We start from the raw sequence: 16,521 nt of genomic DNA, 5'->3' as shown, positions 1-16,521 counted from the left end.
CCAAAATTTTGGAGTATCGAATGTCGTTCCGGACCGGGGCTTTGCTGTTGCCCCTCGTGGCGCTCGCCGCCGCTTGCACCGCCGCGCCCGCACCGAGCGCAGCCGTTCCTCCGCCGGCGTCCATTGCGCCGATGACGAAGGCCGCCTTTTCCGAAGAGCTGACCCAGCGCACCTTCCGCTATTTCTGGGACACGACCGATACCGAGCGCTGCCTTGCGCCCGACCGCTGGCCGAGCAATCCCTTTTCCTCGATCGCGTCGACGGGCTTTGCGCTCACTGCCTATGGCATCGGTGCCGAGCGCGGTTATGTGACGCGCGCCGAGGCGGCGGAGCGTACGCGCGATTGCCTGCGCTTCTATTGGACTGCGCCGCAGGGCCCTGCCGCGACCGGCATGGCCGGCCATAAAGGCTTTTTCTATCATTTCCTCAACAATGAAGATGGAACGCGGCGCGGCAAGACCGAGCTTTCGACCGTCGATACGTCGCTGCTGCTCGGCGGCATATTGTTCGCCCAAAGCTATTATGACCGCGACACCCCGGTCGAGGCCGAGATTCGCGACCTTGCAGAGAAGATCTACCGCCGCGTCGACTGGACTTTCGTCCAGCGCGAGAACAGCCGGATTCCGTCGGCCAATGGCGGCGGGCGCAAGGCGATCGCGATGGGCTGGTATCCCGAACGCGGCGATGGCGGCGATTTCGGCACACACGACTGGGTCGGCTATAACGAGGGCATGCTCGTCTATATCCTCGCGATGGGTTCGCCGACGCACCCCGTCGGCAAGGATGCGTGGGCCAAGGGCTGGGCGGCCGATCTCGAAAAGGACTGGGGCAGCTATTACGGTCAGCCGCATCTCCAGTTCGAACCGCTGTTCGGGCATCAGTACAGCCATGTATGGGTCGACTTTCGCGGCATCCAGGACGATTTCATGCGCGGCAAGGGCATCGACTATTTCGAGAACAGCCGCCGCGCGACGCTGGCGCAGCGCGCCTATGGCGCCGATAATCCGAACAAATGGGTGGGCTATGGCGCGGATATCTGGGGATGGACCGCGTCCGACGGGCCCGGCTATTCGCAAGGCCAATATAGCGTCAACGGTACGCAGCGCGATTTCAACGGCTATATGGCGCGCGGGGTCAGCGCGATCCGCGTCGTCGACGACGGAACCATTGTCCCCACGGCGGCGGGCGGCTCGGTCGCCTTCGCGCCCGAGGTGACAATCCCCGCGCTGATGGCGATGCGCCAGAAATATGGCGAACGGCTCTATACGCGCTACGGCTTCAAGGACGCCTTCAACCCCAGCTTCACCTTTACCGACGCGAGCTCGCGCAGCGGCACGGTCGATCCGGTGCATGGCTGGGTCGCGAACGACTATCTCGGCATCGATCAGGGGCCGATCCTCGCGATGATGGAAAATCATCGGAGCGGCCTGGTCTGGAAGGTGATGCGGGGGAACCCGCATATCGTCCGCGGGCTGAAGCGCATCGGCTTTACCGGTGGCTGGCTTGATCAGGCGAAGGCTGAATAGGGCTCAGCAACCCTTGCCGATGCACAGGTCGGCAAGCACCGGGTAATGGTCCGACGGGAGCTTGCCGCCCGTCTGTTGCGTCAGCGTTGCGTGGCGCAGCACCGCGACACCGTCGCTCACGAAAATATGGTCGATCGGGCTCGGCTCGTTCTTTCCGATATCGAAGCCGGTGAAGGTACCGAGAGGCCCGAAATGCGGCTTCCGGCTGATCGTCAGCGTATCGTGCAGCGCGGCCGGTCCAGGCGCGGGGGCGGTGATCACTGCGTGCGCGGGGCTGTCGGCGCGGCTGTTGAAATCGCCCATCAGCACCACTGTCTCGCGCGCCTTTCGCTGCTCGGCGATCCAGCGGCGGATTTGCCGCGCGCTTTCGAGGCGCGCCGCCGTGCCGACATGATCGAAATGGGTGTTCACGACCAGCAACCGGCGCCGCGAGGCCTTGTCCTCCAGTCGCGCCCAACTCGCAATACGCGGGTAAGCGGCATCCCAACCCTTGCCGGGCACGTCGGGGGTCGGCGACAGCCAGAAGGTCCCCGACGCGATCAGCGCGAAGCGGTCGCGGCGGAAACCAAGCGGTGAGAACTCGCCCTTGTCCTTCCCGTCGTCGCGCGCGGCGCCGATAAAGCGATAGGCGGCCAGGTCGGCTTCGACTGCCTGCTTCTGGTGCAGCAGCACCTCCTGCATCCCGACAAGATCGGGGGCATAATAAGCGACGAGGCTGGTCAGCGCGCTCCGCCGGTGGGGCCACGCATTGTCGCCGTCCGACGCGACGTCGAGGCGGATATTATAGGTCATCGCGCTGTAGCGGTCGGCGCGTTCCTTCGCCGTCGCGGGCTGCGCAAGCAGCGCCGCGACAAGGATCAGCAGCCAGCGGGTCATCCGAGATTCCCGCCGTTCGCCGCGATGACATGACTGTAGAAGCGCGCGCTGCGTTTCGGCGTGCGAACCTGCGTCTCATAATCGACATGGACGATTCCGAAGCGCTTCGAGAAACCCAGCGACCATTCGAGATTGTCGAGCAGCGACCACGCCATATAGCCGCGCACGTCGACGCCCTGGCGGATCGCATCGCCGATCGCCGAAATATGGGTGCGGAGGTAATCGCAGCGGAGCGGATCGTCGATCCCGTCGGGCCCGGCCTTCGGCGGGTCGTAGAAGGCGGCGCCATTTTCGGTGATATAGACGGGGATATCGCCATAGGTGTCGCGGAACCAGACGAGCATGTCGGTGAGCGCGGGCGGATAGACTTCCCAGTCGGTCGTCGTATGCGTCGCATTCTGCCGCACCGGCGACGCGCCGACCGGCCACTGGTTCGGGTCGGCCTTTACGACGTTGCGCGTGTAATAATTGATCCCGATGAAATCGAGCGGCTGGCAGATGTCCTTCAGGTCTTCGGCCGGCCACTGCGGCCAGGCTTCGCCGAATATCTCGGCGAGTTCGTCAGGGTAGCTGCCCTTCAGCGCCGGATCGAGATATTGGCGGTTCATATAGGCGTGGGCACGCGCGGTCGCGGCGACATCCTCGGCGCTGTCGCTCGCCGGATATTTGGGCTCGATATTTACGACGAGGCCGATTTCGTGCGCGCCTTCGCTGCGATAGACCTGCACCGCGCGGCCGTGCGCGCGCATCAGATTGTGACTCGCGATCGGGGTTTCGAACAGGTTGCGATGTCCGGGTGCAAGCGCGCCGTGAAGATAGCCGCCATCGGTGATCACCCAGGGTTCGTTGAGCGTCACCCATTTCTTCACGCGGCCGTCGAGCCGGCGGTACATCACCGAGCCATATTCGGCGAACCAGTCTGCACTGTCGCGATTGAGCCAGCCGCCCTTGTCGTCGAGCGCTGCGGGGAGGTCCCAATGATGGAGCGTCAGCAAGGGCTCGATATCATGCTTGAGCAGTTCGTCGACGAGCCGCTCGTAAAAACCGAGGCCGGGTTCGTTGATGCGCCCGATCCCCTCGGGTAAAACGCGACCCCAATTTACGCTGAAGCGATAGGCTTTCAGCCCCAGCTCCTTCATCAGCGCGACGTCGGCGGGCATGCGGTTATAATGATCGCAGGCGATATCGCCGGTGTCGCCCTTCGCCGCCATCAGCCGCGGGTCGTGGCTGAAGCGTTGCCAGATGCTTGCACCCGCACCATCGGCGAGCGGCGATCCCTCGATCTGATAGGCGGCAGTCGCGGCGCCCCACAGGAAATCGTCGGGGAAAATCGTCTGCGTCATTTTTTGTCCTTGTCGCCATCCGTGGGAGAGGGAAGTTTTTGTTCGAGCAGCCATGCGTAGAGCGCCGAATCATCATAGGCGGGGTCCCAGGCATTGTGGCCGAGGTCGGGGTAGATGGTCAGGCGGACCTTGCGCCCGCCGCACGCGCGGATCGCGCGCGCCATGGCGAAGCTGCCTTCGGGGACGACGACATCGTCGCGGTCGCCGTGAAAGGCCCAGACGGGGAGGTCCATCAGGCGGCACGCCTCGCCCGGATTGCCGCGCCCCGCTACCGCTGCGACGGCGGCGAAGCGCTTCGGTTCGGCGATCGCCCAGCGCCAGCTCGCGTGACCGCCGCGGCTGAGCCCGGTGAGATAGATACGCGCGGCGTCGACGCGGTAGGTCTTCGCGATCCGGTCGACCAGCGCGTCGAGCTTGTCGATATCCCAGTCCTGATCGGAGCCGAGCAGGGGCGAGACGGTGAGGAAGGGAAAATCGGGATCGCGATCGGCGATCTTCGGTGGACCGTGCACCTTGACCTTCGTGATATCGTCGCCGCGTTCGCCTGAGCCGTGGAGGAAGATAAGCAGCGGATATTGCTTGGCCGTATCGGTCAGATAGCCTTTGGGGATGAACAGCTGGTAAGGATAATTGCCCGGCGCAACGGGCTGCTGCGGCGTCTGGCCTTCGACCGGCACGGGCGTCGTCGTCCTTGCGGCGGCGGGAGAGGTGGCGAGGGCGAGGCCCAGCAGCGCCGCGGTCCAATATGTCATTCGTTTTTCCTTGGTTGAACACCTCATCCCTTCACGCTCCCGGTGAGGAGCCCGCTCAGATAGTAGCGCTGGAGAGCGAGGAAGAGGATGAGGACGGGCAGGGTGGTGACGACCGCGCCGGCCATCATGATCTCATAATCCTGCACATTCTGGCGACTGTTCGCGGCGAGCGCGACGGGCAGCGTGTAGAGCTGCTGATCAGCCAGGATGATCAGCGGCCACATGAAATCGTTCCAGCTCGACAGGAAGACATAGAGCGCCAGCGTGACGATGATCGGGGTCAGGATCGGCAGCACGATGCGGCGCAATATCTGCGTTTCGGTCGCGCCGTCGATACGCGCCGCCTCGAGCATCTCGTCGGGGATCGACAGGCAATATTGGCGGACGAGGAAGATGCCGAAAATGCCCGCGAGCCAAGGCACTAGCGCGCCGGCGTAGCTGTTGACCAGCCCCATCGCCTTGAGTTCGAGGAACAGCGGCAGCATGCCGATCTGCCCCGGCACGACGAGTGCGGCGATGAGCATACGGAAAATCGCGTCGCGGCCCTTGAAGCGCAGCTTGGCAAAGGCATAGCCTGCGGGGATTGTGAAAAGCAGCGCCAGCGCCGTCGCGAGCGTCGAGACGAGGATGCTGTTGAAGAGGAAGCGCCCGACGCCGAAGTTTCCGAACAGTTCGCGATAATTCTCCAGCGTCGGGCTTGCAGGCCACAGCGGCGGCGGAAATTGCGCCGCCTCCCCGCGCGCCATCAAGCTGACCGAGACCATCCAAAGGAGGGGCGCGATCGTGAGCAGCGCGACAAGCGCGGCGAGCAAGGTGACGGACCAGCGGCGCAGGATCATATCGCGCCGCTCCGCTTCGCGAGCGTCAATTGCACCAGCGTGACGGCGAGAATGCAGAGGAAGAGCAGGAAAGCGACCGCCGCGCCTGACCCGAGGTTCCACCATTTGAACCCCTCCTCATACATGAAATAGAGGATGGTGACGGTCGACTGCGCGGGACCACCCTGCGTCATCACATAGGGTTCGGCGAACAGCTGGAACATGCCCGCGACGGTGAGCACCGACACAAGCAGCAAGGTCGGGGCGATCGCGGGCAGGGTGACGTGACGCAGCCGCGCGAACCAGCCTGCACCGTCGATCCGCGCCGTCTCGTCGAGCTCGCGCGGCACCGTCTGGAGCGCGGCGAGGAAGATGATCATGTTATAGCCGAAGGTCTTCCACCCGACGAAGATCAGGATCGCGGGCAACGATGCGGTCGGGCTCCCCAGCCAGTCGACCGGCGGCACGCCGAAGAAGGAGAGGAGATAGTTGAGCAGCCCGTAGCGCGTGTGGAGCAGGTAGCGCCACACGACCGCGGTTGCGACGAGCGTCGTCACATAGGGGGCGAACAGCGCGACGCGCCATATCGGGCGCCATTTCAGCCAGCGTGAATTGACAAGCATCGCGGCAAACAGCGACATCGCGACGATGAAGGGCGTACCGACCGCGACGAAGATCAATGTGTTCGTCATCGCTTTCCAGAACAGTGGGTTCTGGGTCAGCCTTTCATAATTCTCGAAGCCAACGAAGCGCAGGTTGCCGATGTCGGCGAGCGCATAAATGTCGAAATCGGTGAAGCTCAGGGCCAGCGATGCGAGCGCGGGCAGGACGAAGAAGAGCAGGATCGCCGCGAGCGCGGGCGACGACATCGCCCAGCCCGCGCGCGCTTCGCCCGCCCGGCCAGCGGCGGTCATAGCGCGCGCCCTTTCTCGAGCATCCAGCGCCGCTTTTCGAGCAGCCGGTCGGCGCGCACGTCGATTTCCTTCGCTGCCTCGTCGATACCATATTGGCCGCGCACCATGCGTTCGGCGACGATCTGCATCTCGGTGACGATGCGTTCCCATTCGGGCACCTTGGGCAGTGCGGTCGCATGCTCGAGCTGGGTGCGGAAGGGCGCGACCGCCGGGTCGCTCGCCAGCCCGGCCGCCTCCCACACCGAGCGCCGCGCGGGCAAGTCGCCCGTCGCCTTGTGCAGCGCGAGCTGCGCGCCCGGCGCCATCAGCCGCGCGACCAGATCCCACGCGGCATCGCTATGCGCGCCGTCGGCGAAGACGACGAGGCTCGACCCGCCGGGGGCCGCCGATCCGATGCCGTCGGGACCGGGGTTCGGCGCGGTGCCCCACGCATCCTGCAATTCGGGCGCGAGGCGGCTCTTCATGTCGCCGATCGTCCACGGACCCGACAGGAACAGGCTGAAATAACCGCGGCCGAATTCGGTCCAGACGTTGGATATCTGCGCCATCGATATCCGGGGCGCGAGCCCTTCGTCGAAGAGCGATTTGTAGAAGGCGAGCGCGGCCTTGAACTCGGGTTCCGAAAAGGCGCCGTGTCCGCCGTCATCGCGCAACATCCGCGCGCCTGCCGACAGCGCGAGCGTCGTCAGCTGCTCATATTCGTTGAGCGGATAGAGGAGGGCGAAATTGCCGTCCCCAGCGACCTTTTTCACCTTGTGAAGTGCGACCTTCCATCCCGCCCAGTCGGCCGGCGGCCCGGCATAGCCGGCGCGTTCGAACAGGTCCTTGCGATAAAATTGCAACCGCGTGTCGACATACCAGGGTACGCCCCAGCTCTTGCCTGCGATTCTGTTGGTGTCGATTACTGCCCCGAACTGGTCAGCCAGCAACGCCTTGGCATGCGCCGGCACCGGCGCGATCGCGCCGATCGCGGCAAGCTCGGCGATCCAGCTGTTGCCGACCTGCCCGACGCTCGGTAGCGAGCCGCCGGCAAAGCCCGTGAGCAATTTCTCGTGTGCCGCGGTCCAGGGCAGGGGTTGCACCGAAATCGGCGGTGCGTTTGCGGGCCAGTCGATATTCCGGAGCAGCGCGGGCAGCGCCGCGGCTTCATTGCCCATCGCCCAAACGGTGAGCGTTCCGTCTGCGCGCGCGCCGCACCCCGCGAGGACCGGGAACAGGGGCAGCGCCGAAAGCGCGCCCGTCAACTGGCGCCGCGTCAACCGCATCGGGCGCAAGCGGGCGTCATGCCGGTGTGTGGGCCGACGCCACCCCGCCCGTGGTACCGCGCGCGACCAGCGCCGGGGTCAGGATCGTCGCGCTTGCGGCGCCGAGCGTCTCGCCGCGCAATATGCGCAGCAACAGCATCATCGCGGTCGATCCCAGCCGGTCGATATGCACCTGCATCGTCGACAGCGAGGGGTTGAGGTGCCGCGCGAGCGGAATATCGTCGAAGCCCGCGACCATGATATCGTCGGGAACCGACTTTCCGGCTTCGGCCAAGCCGGCGATCAGCCCGACCGCCATCTGGTCGTTCGCGGCGAACACGGCATCGGCGGGGAGCTGTCCCTCCACGAGCAGTCGCGCGGCCTTCGCGCCGCTTTCTTCCGAGAAATCGCCCGGCAGGATCGCCGGATTGCGGACGCCGCCCACCTTCGCCATGGCGTCGACGAAGCCGCGCTGGCGGTCGCGCGCGTCTCGGTTGTGCTTGGGTCCCGCGATATGGACGACCTGCCGCGCGCCGCTCGCCAGCAACGCCTCGGTCATCGCATAGGCGCCGCGATAATTGTCGACCGCGACGAACGGCAGGTCGAGCGAGCCCGCGTCGTAATTGAGCAGCACCGTTGGCAAGGTTGGATCAAGATAGTCGGACAGCAGTTCGGGCTTGAGATCGGGCGGCATGACGAGCAGCCCGTCGACGCGCCCGCGCATGGCGGCGATCGCCGCCGCGGTTTCGTGCGTGCTGCCGTGCATGTTGCCGAGCAGCAGGTGCATGCCCGATTCATGCGCGACAAGATCGATGCCGCGAATGATTTCGGAGAAGAATTCCCCGAACAGGTCGGGCAGGATGACACCCACGGTGTCGGTCTTCTTGCGCGTCAGGCTGCGCGCGCCGCTGTGGGGCACGAAGTTCAGCTTTTTCACTGCCGCCATCACCGCGGCGCGCGTCGGCGCGGTGACATTGCCGAGCCCGTTGATCGCTCGCGATGCCGTCGCCACCGAAACCCCCGCTTCGCGGGCGACGTCCCTCAATGTAGCCATGCCGCTGGGCCTCTTTCCCTCCTATGGCGCCGGGTCGCTTTCGCGACTCCGTCCCTCCGAATACCGGGCGCGGAAACGTTCACAGCGTAACCGGTTACACAGGCGAAATGCAAGGTCATTCCCCTATCTTTCCCAGTCTTTGGTCGTCGGCGTCGAACAGATGCAAAAGCGCGGGAGGGAAGGTGGCATGGATCCTGTCGCCCTCATCGAAACGCCCGTCGTCGCGCAGTTGGCACGCCAACATCACGTCGCCTTCGCGGCCCCCGAGGTGCACCGTCGCCAGTCCTCCAAGGCGCTCAATAAAGCGAATGGAGAAGGTCAGCGCGTCCGGAGCCTCGCCGATCGCGATATCGTCGGGGCGGATACCGATCGACAGTGGTGTCCCCACGGCAAGCGGCTTCGCGAGCGGAGGCAGCGCGATGCGGAGCCCGTTGGCCAGCGCCGCGCGGCCGTCCTCGGCGGCGGTGGCCGCGACGATGTTCATCCGGGGCGTGCCCAGAAACTGTGCGACAAAGATGTTCGCCGGCCGTTCGTAGAGTTCGCGCGGCGATCCGGTCTGCTCGATCCGCCCGTCGCGCAACAGGACGATCCGGTCGGCGAGCGTCATCGCCTCGACTTGATCGTGCGTGACATAGAGCGTTGTCGTCCCGAGCTTGCGGTGGAGTTCAGCAAACTCGTAGCGCATCCGCACCCGCAGGTCGGCGTCGAGGTTCGACAGCGGCTCGTCGAACAAGAAGATTTGCGGTTGCCGCACGATCGCGCGACCGATGGCGACACGCTGCCGCTGGCCGCCCGACAGCGCCGCAGGTTTGCGCTCCAGCAGCGCTTCGATATTCAATATCGTCGCGGCGCGGCGAACCGCCGTGTCGATCGCGTCCTTGTCGGCCTTTGCGATGCGCAGTCCGAACGCCATATTTTCGTAGACCGACAGATGCGGATAGAGCGCGTAGGACTGGAACACCATTGCGATCCCGCGCTCGGACGGCGCAAGATCGGTCACGTCGCGGTCACCGATGACGATATGGCCGCTCGTCAATTCCTCGAGCCCCGCGACCGAACGGAGCAGCGTCGATTTGCCGCACCCCGACGGGCCGACGATCACCGTGAATTCGCCGTCAGCCACGTCGATCGACACACCTTTCAGGACTTCGGTCGCACCGAAGCTCTTGCGCGCGTCGCGGATCGACAGTCCGGTCATGGTCTCCTCGGCCCCGGTGCCGTCAGTGAACCGTCACGCCTGCGCTCGCCTGCTGCGCCGGCGCGCGTCCGGCGGCGATGGCAAAAACGCAAAGCGCGACATAACAGGCGGTCGGCAGGATCAGCGCTGCGGCATATCCGACCGCGCCTGACAGCAAGCCAATGAAATAGGGGATCACCGCTCCGCCGACGATCGCGGTGCACAGCAGCCCCGATGTCGCCTCGGCGCGCGCGGTCGAACGTTCGAGCGTCAGCGTGAAGATCACCGGGAACATGATCGAATTGAACAGGCCGATCGACAGCGCGACGAAGCCTGCACTCACCCCGCCTACTAAGACGACATAAAGACAGAGCAGCGCGGCGATGGCGGTAAAGATCGCCAGCAGTTTCGACGCCGAAAAGCGGGCGAGCAGGACCGATCCGATCGCGCGGCCGACCATCGCGCCCCCCCAGTAAAAGGCGACCGCCTTACCCGCTTCCTGCAGCGATACACCGGAAACACCGTCGCTGCCCATGAACAAGCCGAGTAGGGGGACGCCGAAGGGTGCGTCGGACTGGCCCCAGATCGCATCGCTGTTGAGGAACAGTGCCATCTGCGTCCCGATCGCGACCTCGGCGCCGACATAGAGGAAGATGGCGAGCCCGCCGAGTAGCGCCCAACGCGAGGAAAAGGCCTCGCGGATCAGCTCGCCCATCCCGGCGCGCGCGCCGATCGGGGCGGGCGGCACCGCCTCGTTGACGATGCGGCGGCTGACCCAGAAGAAGAGCAACAGCGCGACGATCAGGCCGCAGATCCAGAAATAGGCGGCGTCAATACCCGCCAGCGCCTGCGCGCGCACCGCTTCGGTGACCACCGTGCCCTCTTTGACTTCGACGCCTTCGAGGAACAGATGCGCGCCGATAAGCGGGCCGAGGAAGGTGCCGAAGCTGTTGAAAGTCTGGCTGAAGGTCAGCCGGAAATGACTGCGTTTCGGATCGCCCAGCGCCGCCGCGAGCGGGTTCGCTGCGACCTGCAAGATGGTGATACCGCTCGCGAGGATGAACAGGCCCGCCAGCACGAGCGGATAGACCGCGAGGTTGGCTGCGGCGAGCATCACGAGGCAGCCGACGACCATCGTCGACAACGCGGTCAGGATCGACGGTACCGAATGGAAACGCGCGATCAGCGCGGCGGCGGGAAAGGACATCAGGCCATAAGCGATGAAAAAGGCCGAGGCCGATAATTGTGCCTCGGCATCGCTCAGCGTGAAAATCCCTTTCACCGCGGCGACGAGCGGATCGATCAGCGAGGTGATGAAGCCCCAGGCGAAGAAAAGCACGGTTACCGCAGCAAAAGCCGCCATGGCAGTCGACCGGCCGCCACCTTGGGCGGTCGCCTGGCTGGGCTCGTTCATCCGGAATATCCTCTTCGCCGAAACTATGTTATGCCTGCGGTCTAACGGGACGCCGAAGGCAATGCAACCGGTTACAATTGGCGGCTGTGTCCGCCTTTTCCCGTGCCAGCGCAAATGATCGGTGATCGCGCGAAATAATCGTTCGCCACCCACTGGCGCGCGCGGGCCCGACTGGTTACATGGGCCGCCACCAAATGATTCGCGTGTGCCGCCCGGAAAACCGGGACAGGCGCCGCCCGCAGCAGAAAGTGGCACCCCATGGAAATCATCACCGGCCTGACCTTCGACGATGTGCTGCTGGTGCCCGGGGCGTCGGATATCCTGCCGTCGGACGCGAATCTGTCGACCCAGCTCACCAGCGAGATCAACCTCAACATCCCGATCCTGTCGTCGGCGATGGACACGGTCACCGAGGCCGATATGGCGATTTTGATGGCACAGATCGGCGGCATCGGCGTCCTCCACCGCAACCTGACCGTCGAGGAGCAGGCAGCGGCGGTCAGGCAGGTCAAGCGCTTCGAAAGCGGGATGATCGTCAACCCGATCACGATCACACCCGACGCGCCGCTGTCCTATGCCACCGCGTTGATGGCGCAGCACAAGATCTCGGGTATCCCCGTCGTCGAAACCGGCGGCAAGCTCGTCGGTATCCTCACCAACCGCGACGTGCGCTTCGCCGACAATCCAGGTCAGCCGGTGCGCGAGCTGATGACCGCCGAAAATCTTGCGACGGTGCGCCCCGGGGTCGGCCAGGACGAGGCACGTCGGCTGCTGCACCAGCGCCGCATCGAAAAATTGCTCGTCGTCGACGACGACTATCGCTGCATCGGCCTGATCACCGTCAAGGACATGGAAAAAGCCGTCAATTTCCCCGACGCGACGAAGGATGGCAGCGGCCGCCTGCGCGTCGCGGCGGCGACGAACACCGGCGACAGCGGCGTCGAGCGCGCCGAGGCCTTGCTCGAAGCAGAATGCGACCTGATCGTCGTCGATACGGCGCATGGTCACAGCCGGGGCGTCGGGCAGACCGTCGAACGGATCAAGAAGCTGTCGAACCGCGTGCAGGTGCTCGCGGGGAATGTCGCGACCGGCGACGCGACCAAGGCGCTGATCGACGCGGGCGCCGACGGGGTGAAGGTCGGCATCGGCCCCGGCTCGATCTGTACGACGCGCATCGTCGCGGGGGTCGGCGTGCCGCAGCTGACCGCGATCCTCGATAGCGTCGAGGCGGCAGAGAAGCTGGGCGTTCCGGTTATCGCCGACGGCGGCCTGCGAACGTCGGGCGACATTGCCAAAGCACTCGCCGCCGGCGCGTCTAGCGTGATGGTCGGATCGATGCTCGCGGGCACCGCCGAGGCGCCGGGCGAAACCTTTCTCTATCAAGGCCGCACCTATAAGAGCTATCGCGGCATGGGCAGCGTCGGCGCGATGGCGCGCGGCAGCGCCGACCGATATTTCCAGCAGGATATCAAGGACCAGATGAAGCTGGTTCCCGAAGGCATCGAGGGCCAGGTCCCGTTCAAGGGGCCCGCGAAGGACGTCATTCACCAGATGGTCGGAGGCGTGAAGGCGGCGATGGGCTATACCGGCAGCCGCACGCTCAAGGATTTCCGCGAGCGCGCCAAATTCGTGCGTATCACCAACGCGGGCCTGCGCGAAAGCCATGTTCATGACGTCGCGATCACGCGCGAGGCGCCGAACTATCCGGCGGGCTGAGGCCCGCCGATGACGCCTGCAGCGCGCATCCAGGCCGCGATCGAGATCCTCGATGCGATCGCGGCGGCCGCGCGCGAGGGCGGGGCACCCGCCGACGCGATCTTCGCCGAAGCGATGCGCGCGCGTCGCTATGCGGGATCGAAGGACCGGCGCGCGATCCGGGCGCATGTCTATGATGCGATCCGCATCGTGCGCTCGGCGCCCGCGTCGGGGCGTGCCGCGATGCTCGCGCTCGCCGATGCCCAGAGCGAAATTGCGGCGCTGTTCGACGGCTCGCCTTACGGCCCCGCGCCGATTGTCGCCGACGAACCGCGCGCCGAAACCGGGCTCGCCGCAGAGGCGCTGGTCGGTCTCTTCGACCCGCTCGTTGGCGAAGATGAGCATGACGCGATGCTGACGCGCGCGCCGCTCGACCTGCGCGCCAATCGTATCGCGGCGAGCCGCGACGACCTTGCGGCGCTCTATCCGGAAGGGGCGGCGATCTCCGGAGCCCCCGACGGCTGGCGCCTGCCGCCCGAAACGGCGGCAGTCCAGCATCCCGCTTATGGCGAAGGGCGTTTCGAGGTGCAGGACGCCGCGAGCCAATATGCGTCGGCGGCGCTCGATGCCGCGCCGGGGCAGGCGATCGTCGATCTCTGCGCGGGCGGCGGCGGCAAGACGCTCGCGATCGCCTCGCTGACCGGGAACGACGCCGATATCCTAGCTTGCGACACCAATCGTGCACGCCTTCAGCAACTGCCGCCGCGCGCCGAACGCGCCGGCGCCACGGGCATCGAAACGCGGCTTCTCAATCCCGGGCAGGAACCGGCGATGCTGTCGGACTGGCAGGGCAAGGCCGACCGCGTGTTCGTCGACGCCCCTTGCTCGGGCAGCGGCACTTGGCGGCGCAGCCCCGAACTGCGCTGGCGGTTGACTCCCGCGCGGCTCGAACGCCACCTCGCCGATCAGGCAAAGCTGATCGACATCGGCGCCGATCTTGTGGCGCCGGGCGGCAAACTCCTTTATGCTGTTTGCTCGATCATCACGCGCGAGGGGCGGGCACAGGTGGACGAATTTCTGAACCGGCATCCGGGCTGGACGGCTGACGCCGGCTATCTACCGGACGGTATCGGCCGCGCGGCAGGGGCGGGTTATCTGCTGACCCCCGCGCACGACGGATGTGACGGATTTTTTCTCGCACGGCTGACCGCGCCATGTTAGCATCGCCTGCAATGAAGCGATGGGAGAATGCGATGCGCGTCGGCTTTTTGGCTCTAACTGCGGGGGCGATCCTCGCCAGCCTGCCCACCGCGTCCGATGCGCAACGCGCCGACAACGATATTTTTCCCCGCTCGATTGCGCTCCAGCACGAAGGGCAAAAGGCGCAAGAGGCCGGCGAACTCGATTCTGCGATCGGTCTTTACGAATCGGCGCTGGCCGCCGATCCGCGCAACCGCTCGGCGATCATCGCGCTGGCTCAGGTCGCGCGCGCGCAAGGGCTGCCGGGTAAGGCGATCGGCCTGTATCGCGAGGCGCTGGTCCTCGAACCCAATGATATCGTCGCGCTGACCGGACAGGGCGAGGCGCTGGCCGACAAGGGCGCGCTTGAACTTGCGCGCGAAAAGCTCGCCGAAGCACAGCGCGTGTGCAAGGCAAGCTGCCCGCAGGTGGCCAGCCTCGAAAAGACGATCGCCGCCAGCGCCTCGAAACGCGTCGTCGCCGCCGAAGTGCTGGTGCCGAAACCGGTCGTCGCGACCGTCGGCGCAAGCAACCAGAACTGATCGCTGCCCCCGCGAAGAGCGGACCGGTCCGGGATGGCCAATGGCCGGCTCCCGTCCCAACGCCAACATTTGATCACTGCGCTCGTGTCACCGTCATCCCGCCGGCCTCGATCATCGCCGGGACCCCATCGCTTCCTACCAGATGCCCAGCGCCCACCGCTACCAACACGGTCCCGGGCTGTTCCATCCGGCGCCTCACCCATGCACTCCAGCGCCGGTTGCGGTCGGTGATGATCGCCTCGCGCGCGGCGGGCACGCTATCGATATCCTCGTTGATCACCTTTTCGAGCGCATGGATGTCGCCGCGGCCCCATGCTGCAGTCAGGGTGCGCACCTGCTTCACTGCATCGCTTGCTTCCTCGGCCGCGCGTGTGAGCAGGACGCGCTGCGTCTGCGGATCGAGCTTTTCGAACAGCATGAGCTGACCCCGGGCGGTTTCGAAGCCGCCGATCGGCTTGCCCGCGGCTTCGAACTTGGCGGTCAGCCCCGCTTCGACTCCGTCGCTCGGTGACAGGCCGGCGTTCTGCGCGACGCGCTGGCCCATAAGGACCATCACCGCCCAATCGTCCAGTCCGTCCTCGCCAAAGCTGCGGCCGCTCGCTTCGAGCGCGCGAAAGCCGGTAAGGGCTTTGCCGGACAGGCGCGCCTCGATCGCGAGCGGGCCGTTGCGCGGAGCGAGTGTCCGGAACACCTCGCCCGCGCTAGCGAGCTCGGCGGGGGGCAATTCCAGCATCAGTTCGTCGGCGGCGTCGATCGCTTGCGCCACCCGGCCCCCGGCCCAATCGGTACCGCGCGGCAGAGCGTGCATCGTGCCAAGTATATAGATGCTCGTATCGGCATCGGAGACCAGCCACATCGCGGGGCGCGCCTCTTGACGTTCGGGCGCGGCGCCGCATGCGGCGAGCAGCAAAGGCAATAGGGCCGCCGCAAGGCGGCGACCCCAAAGTCGGTGGAAATATGCCGTGCGCCTCAATATTCGACCCGCGTCGCCGTTAGGCCGCGTTCCTTCAGATAGTCTTGCACGCTGTGCGCGCCCGCGAGATGTCCGGCGCCCACCGCGACGAAAACCGTCCCCGGTTGGTCCATTCGGGCCTTGAGCTGGTCCGCCCAGCGCGCATTGCGATCCCACAGCAATGTCTTGGCGAGTTCGGGCGTCGCCGCCAGGCTCTCGTTCATCGCGATAGCGAGGCCGTCGGGGTCGCCCTTGGCCCACAGCGCGACCATCTTGTCGAGCTGCGGTCCGAGCTTGTCGAGGTCGCGGACGACCGCGTTCAGGAAGGCGACCTGCTGCGTTTCGGGCAGCGTATCGAAAAAGCCGAGCTGTTCGGTCAGCGTTTCAAGCCCCCCGATCGGCTTGCCCGCCGTTTTGGCAAATCCGGTGAGCCGCTTTTCTGCGCCCTGCTCGGGGTCGTAACCGAGCTTGGTGAGCGGAAGGACCGACAGGGTGATGCCGGGGAACCAGGGTTCGAACATGTCGAACTGGGCCGGTGCGATGCCGACGCTGGCCAGCGCGGCCTGATAGGCCTTGAGCTGGTCCGGGTCGAGCCGCGACGACAGCGTCTTGCCGCTCTGGTCGATCGCGAGCGGCATCATCGTGCTCATCATTTCGGACGGATCTTCGGGGAGGACGACTTCGAGCATCAACTGGTCGGACTCATCGAAGGCCGTCTTTACGGCTTCGTCGAACCAGCCGAGGCCGGGTTTGAGCACATGCACCGTGCCGAAGAGATAAATGGTCGTATCTTCGTCCTTTACGACCCACAGCGCAGGGTCGGCATCGGTGGTGGCCGGTGCCTCCTGCGTCGCTGCCGGAACGGGCTCGGCGGCCAAGGCAGCATTGCTGTTCGGGAGGAGCGCGCATTGGGCGAAGGGGATGATCGCGCAGGTTGCGGCGAGCGTCTTGAACCAGCTCTTCATGGGAAAACTA

At 65.5% G+C, this 16,521-nt stretch carries 15 protein-coding genes; 4 read left to right on the top strand and 11 right to left on the bottom strand.

Annotated features, from left to right (window positions below; genetic code table 11):
• The first annotated feature begins 20 nt into the window (after window positions 1-20).
• The gene (locus ATE71_RS08600; protein ID WP_058803056.1) at window positions 21-1,526 is read left to right on the top strand and encodes a glucoamylase family protein; all 1,506 of its coding nucleotides are present in this window, start codon (window positions 21-23) and stop codon (window positions 1,524-1,526) included.
• A 3-nt stretch (window positions 1,527-1,529) separates the two neighbouring features.
• Here the strand turns inward: ATE71_RS08600 and ATE71_RS08595 are convergent, their stop codons facing one another.
• The 9 genes from ATE71_RS08595 to ATE71_RS08555 form a co-directional block, all read right to left on the bottom strand.
• Complete coding sequence (locus tag ATE71_RS08595; protein ID WP_058803055.1) at window positions 1,530-2,402, bottom strand: endonuclease/exonuclease/phosphatase family protein; 873 nt, start codon at window positions 2,400-2,402, stop codon at window positions 1,530-1,532.
• Window positions 2,399-3,745 (bottom strand): GH1 family beta-glucosidase, encoded by a 1,347-nt coding sequence (locus tag ATE71_RS08590; RefSeq protein ID WP_058803054.1) that lies wholly within the window; start codon window positions 3,743-3,745, stop codon window positions 2,399-2,401. The genes ATE71_RS08595 and ATE71_RS08590 overlap by 4 nt, the downstream gene beginning before the upstream one ends.
• Window positions 3,742-4,497, bottom strand: coding sequence for an alpha/beta hydrolase-fold protein (locus tag ATE71_RS08585; protein ID WP_058803053.1), 756 nt, complete (start codon window positions 4,495-4,497; stop codon window positions 3,742-3,744). Before ATE71_RS08585 ends, ATE71_RS08590 begins: the two co-directional genes overlap by 4 nt.
• Before the next feature lie 23 nt (window positions 4,498-4,520).
• Window positions 4,521-5,336 (bottom strand): carbohydrate ABC transporter permease, encoded by an 816-nt coding sequence (locus ATE71_RS08580; RefSeq protein ID WP_082665149.1) that lies wholly within the window; start codon window positions 5,334-5,336, stop codon window positions 4,521-4,523.
• Complete coding sequence (locus ATE71_RS08575; protein ID WP_058803052.1) at window positions 5,333-6,229, bottom strand: carbohydrate ABC transporter permease; 897 nt, start codon at window positions 6,227-6,229, stop codon at window positions 5,333-5,335. The genes ATE71_RS08580 and ATE71_RS08575 overlap by 4 nt, the downstream gene beginning before the upstream one ends.
• Entirely contained in the window at window positions 6,226-7,494 is a 1,269-nt protein-coding gene (locus ATE71_RS08570; protein WP_058803051.1) for an extracellular solute-binding protein, read from the bottom strand. Before ATE71_RS08570 ends, ATE71_RS08575 begins: the two co-directional genes overlap by 4 nt.
• 16 nt (window positions 7,495-7,510) lie before the next feature.
• Window positions 7,511-8,527: a LacI family DNA-binding transcriptional regulator gene (locus ATE71_RS08565; RefSeq protein WP_058803050.1), complete on the bottom strand. Its 1,017-nt coding sequence runs from the start codon at window positions 8,525-8,527 to the stop codon at window positions 7,511-7,513.
• 115 nt (window positions 8,528-8,642) lie between these two features.
• Window positions 8,643-9,725 (bottom strand): ABC transporter ATP-binding protein, encoded by a 1,083-nt coding sequence (locus ATE71_RS08560; RefSeq protein ID WP_058803049.1) that lies wholly within the window; start codon window positions 9,723-9,725, stop codon window positions 8,643-8,645.
• Window positions 9,726-9,747: 22 nt separating this feature from the next.
• Entirely contained in the window at window positions 9,748-11,118 is a 1,371-nt protein-coding gene (locus ATE71_RS08555; protein ID WP_058803048.1) for an MFS transporter, read from the bottom strand.
• A 258-nt stretch (window positions 11,119-11,376) separates the two neighbouring features.
• Here ATE71_RS08555 and guaB point away from each other — a divergent pair, with 258 nt between their 5' ends.
• The 3 genes from guaB to ATE71_RS08540 are packed head-to-tail and all read left to right on the top strand — an operon-like array spanning window position 11,377 to window position 14,594.
• Window positions 11,377-12,834 carry an IMP dehydrogenase gene (gene guaB / locus ATE71_RS08550; protein ID WP_058803047.1) on the top strand — a complete coding sequence of 486 codons (1,458 nt, stop codon included), beginning with the start codon at window positions 11,377-11,379 and terminating at the stop codon, window positions 12,832-12,834.
• A 9-nt stretch (window positions 12,835-12,843) separates the two neighbouring features.
• Window positions 12,844-14,034: an RsmB/NOP family class I SAM-dependent RNA methyltransferase gene (locus ATE71_RS08545; RefSeq protein WP_058803046.1), complete on the top strand. Its 1,191-nt coding sequence runs from the start codon at window positions 12,844-12,846 to the stop codon at window positions 14,032-14,034.
• 11 nt (window positions 14,035-14,045) lie between these two features.
• On the top strand, window positions 14,046-14,594 hold the full coding sequence (locus ATE71_RS08540) for a tetratricopeptide repeat protein (protein WP_235587968.1): 549 nt from the start codon (window positions 14,046-14,048) through the stop codon (window positions 14,592-14,594).
• 73 nt (window positions 14,595-14,667) lie between these two features.
• On the opposite strand, the gene ATE71_RS08535 is transcribed toward ATE71_RS08540, so the two are convergent.
• Window positions 14,668-15,504 carry a TraB/GumN family protein gene (locus ATE71_RS08535; protein WP_235587967.1) on the bottom strand — a complete coding sequence of 279 codons (837 nt, stop codon included), beginning with the start codon at window positions 15,502-15,504 and terminating at the stop codon, window positions 14,668-14,670.
• 59 nt (window positions 15,505-15,563) lie between these two features.
• A complete protein-coding gene (locus ATE71_RS08530) occupies window positions 15,564-16,511 on the bottom strand; it encodes a TraB/GumN family protein (RefSeq protein ID WP_058803044.1) in 948 nt (315 codons plus the stop codon).
• Window positions 16,512-16,521: the final 10 nt, after the last annotated feature.

This window comes from Sphingopyxis sp. H115 (genome assembly GCF_001468465.1).
GTDB lineage: Bacteria > Pseudomonadota > Alphaproteobacteria > Sphingomonadales > Sphingomonadaceae > Sphingopyxis.
The sequence above is the reverse complement of the archived record's forward strand: the minus strand, read 5'-3'. Positions and strand labels throughout refer to the sequence as shown.

Excerpts from the sequence above, each read along its gene's own strand:
- ATE71_RS08600 (WP_058803056.1), top strand. The coding sequence starts at position 21 with ATGTCGTTCCGGACCGGGGCTTTGCTGTTGCCCCTCGTGGCGCTCGCC.
- ATE71_RS08595 (WP_058803055.1), bottom strand. The coding sequence starts at position 2,402 with ATGACCCGCTGGCTGCTGATCCTTGTCGCGGCGCTGCTTGCGCAGCCC.
- ATE71_RS08590 (WP_058803054.1), bottom strand. The coding sequence starts at position 3,745 with ATGACGCAGACGATTTTCCCCGACGATTTCCTGTGGGGCGCCGCGACT.
- ATE71_RS08585 (WP_058803053.1), bottom strand. The coding sequence starts at position 4,497 with ATGACATATTGGACCGCGGCGCTGCTGGGCCTCGCCCTCGCCACCTCT.
- ATE71_RS08580 (WP_082665149.1), bottom strand. The coding sequence starts at position 5,336 with ATGATCCTGCGCCGCTGGTCCGTCACCTTGCTCGCCGCGCTTGTCGCG.
- ATE71_RS08575 (WP_058803052.1), bottom strand. The coding sequence starts at position 6,229 with ATGACCGCCGCTGGCCGGGCGGGCGAAGCGCGCGCGGGCTGGGCGATG.
- ATE71_RS08570 (WP_058803051.1), bottom strand. The coding sequence starts at position 7,494 with ATGCGGTTGACGCGGCGCCAGTTGACGGGCGCGCTTTCGGCGCTGCCC.
- ATE71_RS08565 (WP_058803050.1), bottom strand. The coding sequence starts at position 8,527 with ATGGCTACATTGAGGGACGTCGCCCGCGAAGCGGGGGTTTCGGTGGCG.
- ATE71_RS08560 (WP_058803049.1), bottom strand. The coding sequence starts at position 9,725 with ATGACCGGACTGTCGATCCGCGACGCGCGCAAGAGCTTCGGTGCGACC.
- ATE71_RS08555 (WP_058803048.1), bottom strand. The coding sequence starts at position 11,118 with ATGAACGAGCCCAGCCAGGCGACCGCCCAAGGTGGCGGCCGGTCGACT.
- guaB (WP_058803047.1), top strand. The coding sequence starts at position 11,377 with ATGGAAATCATCACCGGCCTGACCTTCGACGATGTGCTGCTGGTGCCC.
- ATE71_RS08545 (WP_058803046.1), top strand. The coding sequence starts at position 12,844 with ATGACGCCTGCAGCGCGCATCCAGGCCGCGATCGAGATCCTCGATGCG.
- ATE71_RS08540 (WP_235587968.1), top strand. The coding sequence starts at position 14,046 with ATGAAGCGATGGGAGAATGCGATGCGCGTCGGCTTTTTGGCTCTAACT.
- ATE71_RS08530 (WP_058803044.1), bottom strand. The coding sequence starts at position 16,511 with ATGAAGAGCTGGTTCAAGACGCTCGCCGCAACCTGCGCGATCATCCCC.